We start from the raw sequence: 9,758 nt of genomic DNA on the forward strand, positions 1-9,758 counted from the left end.
GTGCTGGCATGCTGTGATCCTCCCGAACAGAGTGAATCACAAATCGAAGTTTTGGGGAATCTCATAGATTCAAACTTTGATCGAAACGCTTTAGCTGCGTATGCCCATGCTGGCAATAATCTGATTGTGGAGCATATTCTCGACAATCCTGATTGGCTTCCGGAGCTAAAAGAGCTGTTTCAGCCGTTTGATGTATACTTTGTTGGTTTGCATTGTGATTTAGAAGCGTTGAAGCAACGTGAAATCGCCAGAGGAGACCGACCCATCGGGAGTGCAGAGCAAGATTTCCACTCAGTCCATGTTGATCGTGTTTACGATCTTGAGATCAGAAACACCGCATCAACAGAACACAATGTAACAGCCATTCTTGAAGGGTGGCGCTCCGGCATTAGAAAATCTGAATTTGCGACGCGGTGAGGGTGCCGATTGTTGCATGGTTTAGATGGCTGAGGCTTTGAAACTGAATTAGAGTTGTTAATACGGCTAAGCCTGCCAACTAAAAACGCAGAGCAAAGGCCCTGCGTTTTCATCAAATCTTGTGTCTGGCTATAGCTCCGCTTAGAGCGGTAGTTCGCTGACACCACCGTTGGCTGCGGACCATTCCAGCGGATTATTGAGGAACTTCTCAACTTCGTTCACCTTCTCAGCAGAGAAGTAATCGTTTGTGCGGCAAACGCGCAGGATGTCGTGCCATGTGGCAAGGTAGTGCAGGTTTACGCCATGCTCTGCCAGCTTGCCTTTCGTTTCCGGGAAGATGTCGTAATAGAACACCACCAGCGTGTCTGTCACTTCAGCACCCGCCTTGCGCAGCGCTTCGCAGAACTTGATCTTAGACCCGCCATCGGTGGTCAGGTCTTCCACCAGCAGAACGTTCTGCCCCTCGTGAATATCACCCTCAATTTGCGCATCACGGCCATAACCCTTTGGCTTTTTGCGCACATACTGCATTGGCAGCGCCATCTTATCTGCAATCCACGCAGCAAACGGAATACCAGCCGTCTCACCGCCTGCGATCGCATCAAACTTCTCAAAGCCCGCATCACGCAGCAGGGTTGCCACGGCAAACTCCATCAGGGTGCCGCGAATGCGCGGGTAGGAGATCAGTTTACGGCAGTCGATGTAAACCGGGCTCGCAAGACCGGATGCCAGAATGTACGGCTCTTCTGGACGGAAGTTCACCGCCTTGATTTCCATGAGCATTTTTGCGGTCAGTTCCGCCATCACTTCGCGGTCAGGAAAAGAATTGGAAAACATCGCTGTCCCTCAAGTCACAGTAGGTGGTTTAGAGCGTATTCCCGAAAAGTGGTTCCGGTTTTCGGATAAGAATACGCGCGAAAACAAAGATCTGGAATGCGTGGGATGACAGGGAGCTGGCACCGCACGCATTCACGTCAAAAAAAAAGCAGCTTGCCCCGGCCATATTAGGTGCAAACTGCTTTGAAACTCATCTTTAGGTCTCAACCTTCCAGAATATATCAAATCCCGGATTGAAGAGGGTCACCGGCCCATCCGGTGTTGGAATCCTCGGCGGGTAACTGACCTTTTCATCGGCCTTTACCAGGTCAATGGTCACCTCGTTTGGTGCCATGCCATAAAACGCCGGACCATTGAGAGAGGCAAATGCCTCAAGCTTTTCGAGCGCGCCTTCCTGCTCAAACACATGTGCCAGACAGCTCATGGTATTTGGCGCGGAGAAGATGCCAGCACACCCACACTCACACAGCTTGTTCTGGTCAAGGTGCGGAGCACTATCCGTACCAAGGAAGAAACGTGCATCACCAGAGGTAGCCGCAGCGCGCAGCGCAAGGCGGTGCTTCTCACGCTTCGCCACAGGCAGGCAGTAAAAGTGAGGCTTGATGCCGCCAACAAGAATGTCGTTGCGGTTGATGATCAGGTGGTGCGTGGTGATCGTCGCCGCCAGATTATCACCGCCAGACTTGGCATAATTGACACCTTCTTCTGTGGTGATGTGTTCCATCACCACTTTCAGCTTAGGAAACTTGCGGCGGATCGGGTCCAGCACAGTCTCAATGAACACTGCTTCACGATCAAAGATGTCCACGTCAGACGTTGTGACCTCACCATGGACCAGAAGCGGCAAACCGATCTCGGCCATGCGTTCCAGAACACCCGCCACCTTATCAAAGTCGCGCACACCACTTTGCGAGTTGGTTGTCGCGCCAGCAGGATAAAGCTTCACCGCAGTCACCAGACCAGACTTGGCTGCTTGCTCCAGATCATCCGCATCGGTGGTCTCTGTGAGATAAAGCGTCATGAGGGGAGTGAAGTCGTGCCCCTCTGGCATGGCTGCCAGAATGCGATCCCGATACCCGGCAGCATCCTTGCTGGTGACAACAGGTGGGACCAGATTGGGCATAATGATCGCGCGGCCAAAGTTTGCGGAAGTTGACGGCAGAACGGCCTTCAGCATCTCGCCATCACGTAAGTGCAGGTGCCAGTCATCAGGCCGTCTAATGGTCAGGCGGGTCTCGGTCATCTTCATGCTCCGTGTGGTCGAAAGGCTGCGCGACACCGGTTTACTGCCCAATGCCACCAAATCTCAAGGAAAAACTGATGCTTTCGAGCATCTCGCACAAATACGTAGTTATGAGAACTAGCCCTTCGGGTGAAATGCGCTGCGTAACATTGCGAAAAGTACGCAGCTAGGTACTTCCCACTATCCACATCTTCATAGTTTCAAAGTGCCCCGCACAAATCCTAAGCGAATTTACCTGTCAATTCTCACAGGTCGCCAAGCCCCAAATTTACATGGATTGATCTGATGGGTGGATTATCATAATGTTCTTGTTATGTACTAAGTTAATTCACTTTTGGTTCTGGTTTCTGCAGGCGAGTCGTTACGGCAGTCTTCACAGCTTGATCTCTTTCAAATGAAAATCGTGTCCATGTCAGTTTTCACGGCCTCCGCCTCATCCGGTCATTCAACTCCCAAGGAGAAGATCACCTCCTTGCCATCACGTGTTTCCCCTGTTCACCATGGCGCAGGTGAGCAGGGGCGCGTGTACTTTATCGAAGAGGTCATCCGCTCAACCGTGCTCTATGATCTGCTGAAGACCCTGCGTGACGCCCGGTTGCCAGATGCCTGGCTTGCGTCGGGCGCAATCTACCAAAGTGTCTGGAACGCGCTGACGGGCAGGGAGGCTGGACACGGCATCAAAGATTACGACCTGATCTACCATGATGAGGCGGACACATCCTACGAGGCCGAAGACCGTGTGATCACCAGTCTCGCCAAAGCTTGCGAATCGCTGGGCCTACCAGTCGAGATCCGCAATCAGGCCCGCGTGCACCTCTGGTTCCCCAAGCACTTCGGCATGGACTACCCCAAACTAGGCTGCTCGCTGGAGTCTCTCCTCTACTACGCTTCAACAACCCACTCCGTCGCTGCCCGCCTGCACGACGATGACCGCCTGCAGATCGAAGCCCCCTTCGGACTGGAACCCATCTTCCAAATGCAGATGCTCCCAAACAAAGTCCTGCCCAACGAAGAAACCTTCACCCGCAAAGCCAACCGTCTCACCAAGCACTGGCCGGAACTAACAATCATCCCTTGGTAGGCTGCCCCCAAATTTTATCCGCCTACCCAAAAGCCCGCTTTTCGATCTCAAAAGCGGGCTTTTGCACACCAACCACTTGTAAGAATTGAGATAACGATCTGAGCCATAACAATAAGCGACCTGCAATTGATCCTCAACATTGTTTACCAAGGCCCAACCCACCAATGGATTATCTCATTGGAATCTTTTAGTAGTTAGAAAGAGTAGAGCATCTCCCCGAGGCATGGCTTTCAGTCTTTGGATCAGGATATGCATAAACATGAAATGTCAGAGCATCACCCGTGATCCGGTTTGATCACCCGATACTCTGAAATGAACCGGTGCAGGCGTCATCAGGGCTATGCCAAAATTAGTGCGTCACTCAGCTTTGGCCAATGCCAACTTGGAGTACCTGGATCAGGCAACGCTCGCGGACCCTCAACTCACCAGTGAGGAGGATCGCAAGCGGTTACTTGAGCTGGTCCTGCGATCCAACGCGCATCTGATTTCCGCAATGAAGGGCATCGGATCCCTCCGCCTGCCGGACTGGTGCATCTCCGGTCCCTCCATCGCATGGCCTCTTTGGTCTGCGTTGAAGGGCAAACCCGCTATGGCTGGCAATCACCAGCTTTACATCACCTACTACGATCCATCAGAGCAAGCCCTCGAAAAAGAAGCCACCTACCTGCGCCATATCCGTCAGATCCTGAGCGCTGGGCCTTATCAGGTGCACCTGTCCAATCAGGCAGGCCATGTCATCCATCATGACAGTGAGCGGATGAGCAATGGAACACCAGTCACATGCACTGCAGAAGCTTTGGTACGCGATCCCGTCCAAACCTATGCGCTCGGTGTCCGCTTAGAGACCAACGGAACCTTCACTGTTCTGGCACCGTTCGGTTTGTCTGGCGTTTTTTCAATGAAGATGGAACGCAATACCGGATACTGCGACGAAGAGCACTTCCTCTATAAACTCCGCCGCGTTGAAGTCATGTGGCCGGGAGTTGCTCTCAGATAACTTTTGCTGGATCGTTTTCCCAAAAGGTGTTCCGGCCTCTGGGCAGGAATACGCGTGCGAACAAAGAGATAGATCTTGGCACGTGTATGAGCCATTTCCTAACGAAGCGGCTGAACTGGCAAATAGCCTCTTTCTATCAAATGTACGGTCAAACCGACTGGAAACGGCAAGGCAACTGCATTCTCGTAATCGCACTTTGAACTTGGCGCTCCATCCGGGCAGGCATACTTCCGGAAATCTTCTTGATCACTCCGGCTTCTCTCTGTGGCTTGTGCGACAGCCGCCATCCCGTCTCCCAACCGCGCCCGAAGAGCTGCCCAACCGGCAAGGAAGCCATTTTCGCCCCAAAGCGACTTCTCAGCGCCAGCTAATTCCTCGAGATAAGCCAGTTCTTTTCGAAAGGCAGGCTGATAGACAGGGTCCATGTTCACATCGGTGATTTCGTCGTAATAGAGCTTTTCAATGTAAAGCGGTGCAAAACTGCCTGCGTATGGCGCGAAAAGATAAAAGAAGCTGCTGTCCGCACTCACAAGCTCAAGTGTGCCGTCACCATCCAAGTCCTCAAAGCTATAGCCATATCCGCCATCCAGCACCGCACCCTGAACCATCACCCAGCTTCCCTCTCGATTTTGCGTGATGATCTGTTGCTCCACACAGCAATGCGCCCCACCCGTAAATCGCTTGATCACGACCTGAGGAAACTCAGTCTCCCTGGCAAGACGAATAACCTCAACGCTCTGGCCGTACTGAGGAAAATAACTTGGCTCTGTCTCAAACGAGAACACTTTATTCTGCCCAATCCATCCAACAACCTGCACCTTTGAATTCTTTGAGAATTCATCATTCGGGTCAGCCTGTTCCGTGATGAGGTCTGCATCAACTCGCAGCTTTTCGAGTTTCAGAGAAAAATGGTTCTGCGCTTCAAACTCTCCAAAACGCAAGTTTCTGGCGGGCCAGACAGTCTCCAAGTAGCGGCGCCCGTGAGACAGATAAGCATCCTCAGGCAAATCAATCGCAATCTGCTGGCGCGCCAATTGAAGGTTTTTAAAGTTTACAGGGCCAACAACCACACCAAACCAGCCGTTTTCTGAGCGAACCACCCGCACTTTATCTTGATAGGGTGTCCCTTGCAGAGCTTCCTGAAAGCCTTCCGCCAGCTGCACAGCTTCGGTCGCATCCTGTTTGCTGGCAAAAACAAGCCATTGTTGCCCGCCTGAAAGGCTGAGACTGTCTGCTGCAAAACTGATACTTGGCGTACTGAAAAGTGTGAGCAAAAAAACTGAAATCACTTTTAGAAATTGCATTGCTCAACTCCACATACAGTACTGACTAAAACCAATTAAAACAGGTTCTCCTGGTTGCTTCAAAGAATTTCGCCAAAGCTAACAACAGGAAACATTAATCAAACCGATTGATGTCGAAATCCGCTGTCTCTTGTAAAAACTCAATAAAGCCATCCACTTGATGCTCGGCGGTCAAACGCCCTTTCTCTGAACTTGCATTTGCAGCATTTCCCACTGTCCCATGCGGGTTCAAATCAGAAGCAATCCAGCCATAAGAAGGGAGCCCGGTTGGCCCCAGCCGGGCATTCTCATCAAGATTTTGAGCTGTTGAGCGGAAGTCTTGTGCATGCAACATGTCAACAAGGTCTGCCCGAAAATGCAGCATCAACGAAGTTTCCTCATCGCCTCCATGCAGCCCAAACTTCAGTTCTTCCTCGCTAAACAGCCCTTTTGGCGCTCCAAAGCTGGACCAATGACATTTGCCAACCAACATCTTACAGCGAATGCGAAGCTCCCGCGCGACAATGCCGATCAAGTCCAGGTTCCCGCCATGAGAGTTGGCAATGATCATTTTCCGGATGCCACAGGCCGCAACCGAAGTGCCAATGTCAATCCAATGTTTTGCCGCTGTGTCGGCTCTCAGCGACAGTGTCCCGGGCGCATGAATATGCTCATCAGACTTCCCAATGCATTGTAAAGGCAAAATGCGGAAGTCCAGCGTTTCCGGTGCACGGGCGCACAAGGTCTCAAGCATACCCTCATTAATGTATGTGTCCACTCCAAGCGGGAGATGGGGACCATGTTGCTCAACAGCAGCTGTCGGCAAAATCGCAATCGTCCTTTGAGCATCAATATTCTCAAAGTCTGTGGTTTTAAAATCCATCCAATAGCGTCGAGGAAACATGGCAGATACCTCTAGAGTCAGTCGCTGTCCGCAGGCCATCTTTGGTTTGGCCTGAGAAGAGGGGCTAAGCTTTGCAAAGGCTGCGGGTTTTTCGATCAATCACCTTTAAATGGCGACGCCTTGAGGTTTCAGTAGAGCTGTCCATGTTGTAATGGGCAGCGTATCTGGTTTTTACCCATGGGTTGCAAAGCACACGCACGCCCCGCAAAACGGTTTTCTTGCCGGGCATACCCATAAGAAAACTAAGCCATCTTGGCGCACCGCAGGTGGTAAAAACGGCAAGTTTCTTAATGTTCCGCAAATTTGGTTTGATCGCCCCCTCTTCAGTCAGCTTAAAAGCAACACCTGGCACCAGCACGCGATCAAGCCATCCTTTGATCATGGCAGGCAAGCCATACCACCAGGTTGGATAAATGAAGATGAGCGTGTCGCAGCGCTGCAATACGTCAATGTGGTGCTCAAGACCTTGCTGGTTGAGGGAGGTATCCAAATAGCTATCCAGCTCGCCCTTGGTTAAAACTGGCTGAAAACCCTCCTCATAAAGATCAATGAGATCCAGGCTGACGTCGTGAAGCCTGAGTGTCTCTACCACCTGTTCAAGGACAGCCTTGCTGAAACTTTCAGAGTTTGGATGGCAATAGACGATCAGCGCATGCATGTTCTTTTCCGGTTCAAATGTTTTTCTATCAATTTCTACCACGCCTTATACGAGTTGAGGCTGGCTTCTCATTGAGTTTCATCATCATGATCGCATGAAAATCGTCTAGTTCGTAATCCTCTCTAACTCAGCTAATGTTTTCTGTAACGTGATGATAATAATAGTATAAATCCACGTATTTCTTAGTTTTACTGTGCTGACTCAACGGTGTTTTTTGAGTAATGCCTCAATATTTACACAATTTTGTTTATTTTTTAGTGCGTACTTTCTGAAAGACCAATTCAGAAAACAAGCCGCGAGCCATCAGGAGGAGATGAGCTTCGGTAAGACGAAGCGAAATCGCCAATCAAAAATGAAAACCGCTTCCAATCCTCCCAAAAATAATCTGCGCCCTATGAATGGTGCACTGTGTAACTCATCAAAAAGAAGCAGAACCAATGACGAACCACAGACCTACTCTCCGATCCGTTCAGGCTCCATCTGCCGTTGTTATGATCCGCCCTTTGTTTTTCAGCACAAGCAAAGATGCAGCTCAGAGCAGTTCTCGCAGTCTTATTGGTGAATCTCAAAAAGACATCGATTTTGCAGAACAGGCATATGTTGAGATTTCTGCCGCAGCAGATGAGTTGAGTAGGCATGGTGTTGATGTTCATCTGTTCGAAGATAAGTCTCGTGACACACCACACTCTGTTCTTCTGAACAATTGGCTGTCAACGCATGCAGGCGGTTATGTCACCATCTACCCAATGCAGGCGGAGAGCCGTCGAAAAGAACGTCGTAGTGATGTAATCGAGCTTCTTAAATCCGAATACCGCGTTCAGGATGTAGTTGATTTTTCAGAGCTGGAAGATGAGCAGCAGTTCCTCGAAGGAACGGGCGCAATGGTCTTCGATAACGTCGAGCGCGTTGTATATGCAGTCCCGTCAAGTCATGCAAATCAGCAGGCTCTGGAACAGTTCTGTGATCATTTCAAATATGAGCCGGTGATTTTTCAGGCGCAACACACTGATGACAAGCCTGTTACTCACACCAATGAAATTCTTTGCATTGGCACTGGCATCGCATTGATTGGATCAGACTTGATCACTGATCCTGCAAAAAAAGCAGAGATCCTTCGTCGTTTAGAGCAGTCTGGACGTCAGGTTGTTCAGTTGAACAACGAGCAAATTGAAGCCTGTGCAGGACGTTCCATTGAGTTGCATAGCAAAACAGAAGGCTTGCTTCTTGCTATGTCCGAGGGAGCATACTCTTCTTTACATCAGGATCAGATCGATCTGATTGAGCAGAGCACCAAGATTGTTCAGTTGAAGCTGGATACCATTGAACAAGCAGGCGGCTCAGCCCGCTGCGCTATGGCAGGCATCCACCTCAACCTGCGCGAAGTTGAACCTGAGCTGGAAACTGAAGCTACTTAAAGTTTCCCTGCTGAGTATCGGTTAAGTCCACAATATCGGTGACCGTCAGAACAGCTGGCGTGTCACCTTTATTTTTGACCCAATGCTGCACCTCAGAGTTTTCGTTGATCACTTCACCAAGCTTATGAATGACCGGCACACCGCACTCATTACTATACTCAACAAACTCGCCTTCTGTGACGAGCGCCAGAGCCGGTCGATTTTCATGACCATGTAAAAGAACGTGTCCTCCCGGTTGAACCGTAATGGTCCGCATACGAAGGTTATGATCAGGGATGTTGACCTTCTCTTTGCCAAGATCGATAGCATCGAGTCCTTCAGTCTCTACCAAATAGTTTTCCGTTGGAGCGCTATCGTCAATGGCTGAACCTTCCTGGCCAGGAGGACATTGTCCGGCCTGAGCAGAAGGAAGAGCTAAGCCTGCAAAAAGCAGTGTGGTCGCAGCGAGTATAATGGTCTTCATAGGGACCTCCAATGTTCCGGCCAGAACATAGCTCAACTGAAAATCCAAGGTGCCGGGATTTGAGAGCATGTTAAACTCCCCATGAAGCCAGCTTATAAGAAGCAATTAAAATCATCTCGCAGAATTTTCCGCCATTTCTATAAGCAGTAGGGCCACCTTAGCGGGGATAGTTTTTTGTTTTGCGTTTATAAGATTTGATAGAAGGAGGATAAGTCCTGTCCCTCAGTTGGCTGGAGCAAGAGGCGTTTGCTGATGCCGTTCTTAGTTCCGCGTCTTCCCAAACGCGCTGTTTCATTGCCGCTTTGAACATTTGAGCGCATAAAAACGCTGTTTCGCGCAAAATCGCGCAAACGAACGCAATGGGGGCTTTCCATTGGGCGTCTCTCATCGCATAGCGGTCATCTCGGCGAGTTCAGGCGCTGCAGCCTGTGCCACGACCACCATACACCCTCATTCATTA

10 protein-coding genes are annotated in these 9,758 nt (G+C 50.3%); 4 read left to right on the forward strand and 6 right to left on the reverse strand.

Annotated elements, in window-relative coordinates; translation table 11 throughout:
* Positions 1-417: chloramphenicol phosphotransferase (locus PPL9_RS01745; protein WP_057461031.1), on the forward strand; the 417-nt coding region annotated here is incomplete at its 5' end.
* Positions 418-558: 141 nt separating this feature from the next.
* Here PPL9_RS01745 and PPL9_RS01750 read toward each other — a convergent pair.
* Positions 559-1,254, reverse strand: a complete 696-nt coding sequence (locus PPL9_RS01750; RefSeq protein WP_057461032.1) for an orotate phosphoribosyltransferase — start codon at positions 1,252-1,254, stop codon at positions 559-561.
* A gap of 196 nt (positions 1,255-1,450) precedes the next feature.
* Complete coding sequence (pyrC, locus tag PPL9_RS01755; RefSeq protein WP_057461033.1) at positions 1,451-2,497, reverse strand: dihydroorotase; 1,047 nt, start codon at positions 2,495-2,497, stop codon at positions 1,451-1,453.
* Positions 2,498-2,906: 409 nt separating this feature from the next.
* Here pyrC and PPL9_RS01760 point away from each other — a divergent pair, with 409 nt between their 5' ends.
* Positions 2,907-3,578 carry a nucleotidyltransferase family protein gene (locus PPL9_RS01760; protein ID WP_208989105.1) on the forward strand — a complete coding sequence of 224 codons (672 nt, stop codon included), beginning with the start codon at positions 2,907-2,909 and terminating at the stop codon, positions 3,576-3,578.
* A 340-nt stretch (positions 3,579-3,918) separates the two neighbouring features.
* Positions 3,919-4,575, forward strand: a complete 657-nt coding sequence (locus PPL9_RS01765) for a nucleotidyltransferase family protein (RefSeq protein ID WP_208989106.1) — start codon at positions 3,919-3,921, stop codon at positions 4,573-4,575.
* A gap of 98 nt (positions 4,576-4,673) precedes the next feature.
* On the opposite strand, the gene PPL9_RS01770 is transcribed toward PPL9_RS01765, so the two are convergent.
* From PPL9_RS01770 to PPL9_RS01780, 3 genes are all read right to left on the reverse strand, one after another.
* On the reverse strand, positions 4,674-5,879 hold the full coding sequence (locus PPL9_RS01770) for a hypothetical protein (RefSeq protein WP_057461035.1): 1,206 nt from the start codon (positions 5,877-5,879) through the stop codon (positions 4,674-4,676).
* 94 nt (positions 5,880-5,973) lie between these two features.
* Positions 5,974-6,762, reverse strand: a complete 789-nt coding sequence (locus PPL9_RS01775; protein WP_057461036.1) for a creatininase family protein — start codon at positions 6,760-6,762, stop codon at positions 5,974-5,976.
* A 64-nt stretch (positions 6,763-6,826) separates the two neighbouring features.
* A complete protein-coding gene (locus PPL9_RS01780) occupies positions 6,827-7,420 on the reverse strand; it encodes an NAD(P)H-dependent oxidoreductase (protein WP_208987967.1) in 594 nt (197 codons plus the stop codon).
* Between the two features lie 491 nt (positions 7,421-7,911).
* Between PPL9_RS01780 and PPL9_RS01785 the strand changes: the two genes are divergently transcribed.
* Positions 7,912-8,835 carry an arginine deiminase-related protein gene (locus tag PPL9_RS01785; protein WP_057461037.1) on the forward strand — a complete coding sequence of 308 codons (924 nt, stop codon included), beginning with the start codon at positions 7,912-7,914 and terminating at the stop codon, positions 8,833-8,835.
* Here the strand turns inward: PPL9_RS01785 and PPL9_RS01790 are convergent.
* The gene (locus PPL9_RS01790; RefSeq protein WP_208989108.1) at positions 8,828-9,298 is read right to left on the reverse strand and encodes a cupin domain-containing protein; all 471 of its coding nucleotides are present in this window, start codon (positions 9,296-9,298) and stop codon (positions 8,828-8,830) included. The genes PPL9_RS01785 and PPL9_RS01790 overlap by 8 nt on opposite strands.
* Positions 9,299-9,758 lie beyond the last annotated feature (460 nt).

This window comes from Pseudovibrio sp. POLY-S9, from assembly GCF_001431305.1.
Lineage (GTDB): Bacteria > Pseudomonadota > Alphaproteobacteria > Rhizobiales > Stappiaceae > Pseudovibrio.

Bases quoted from the DNA above. Each gene is read 5' to 3' on its own strand.
- PPL9_RS01775 (WP_057461036.1), bottom strand. From the start codon at position 6,762: ATGTTTCCTCGACGCTATTGGATGGATTTTAAAACCACAGACTTTGAG.
- pyrC (WP_057461033.1), bottom strand. From the start codon at position 2,497: ATGACCGAGACCCGCCTGACCATTAGACGGCCTGATGACTGGCACCTG.
- PPL9_RS01765 (WP_208989106.1), top strand. From the start codon at position 3,919: ATGCCAAAATTAGTGCGTCACTCAGCTTTGGCCAATGCCAACTTGGAG.
- PPL9_RS01750 (WP_057461032.1), bottom strand. From the start codon at position 1,254: ATGTTTTCCAATTCTTTTCCTGACCGCGAAGTGATGGCGGAACTGACC.
- PPL9_RS01760 (WP_208989105.1), top strand. From the start codon at position 2,907: ATGTCAGTTTTCACGGCCTCCGCCTCATCCGGTCATTCAACTCCCAAG.
- PPL9_RS01785 (WP_057461037.1), top strand. From the start codon at position 7,912: ATGATCCGCCCTTTGTTTTTCAGCACAAGCAAAGATGCAGCTCAGAGC.
- PPL9_RS01770 (WP_057461035.1), bottom strand. From the start codon at position 5,879: ATGCAATTTCTAAAAGTGATTTCAGTTTTTTTGCTCACACTTTTCAGT.
- PPL9_RS01790 (WP_208989108.1), bottom strand. From the start codon at position 9,298: ATGAAGACCATTATACTCGCTGCGACCACACTGCTTTTTGCAGGCTTA.
- PPL9_RS01780 (WP_208987967.1), bottom strand. From the start codon at position 7,420: ATGCATGCGCTGATCGTCTATTGCCATCCAAACTCTGAAAGTTTCAGC.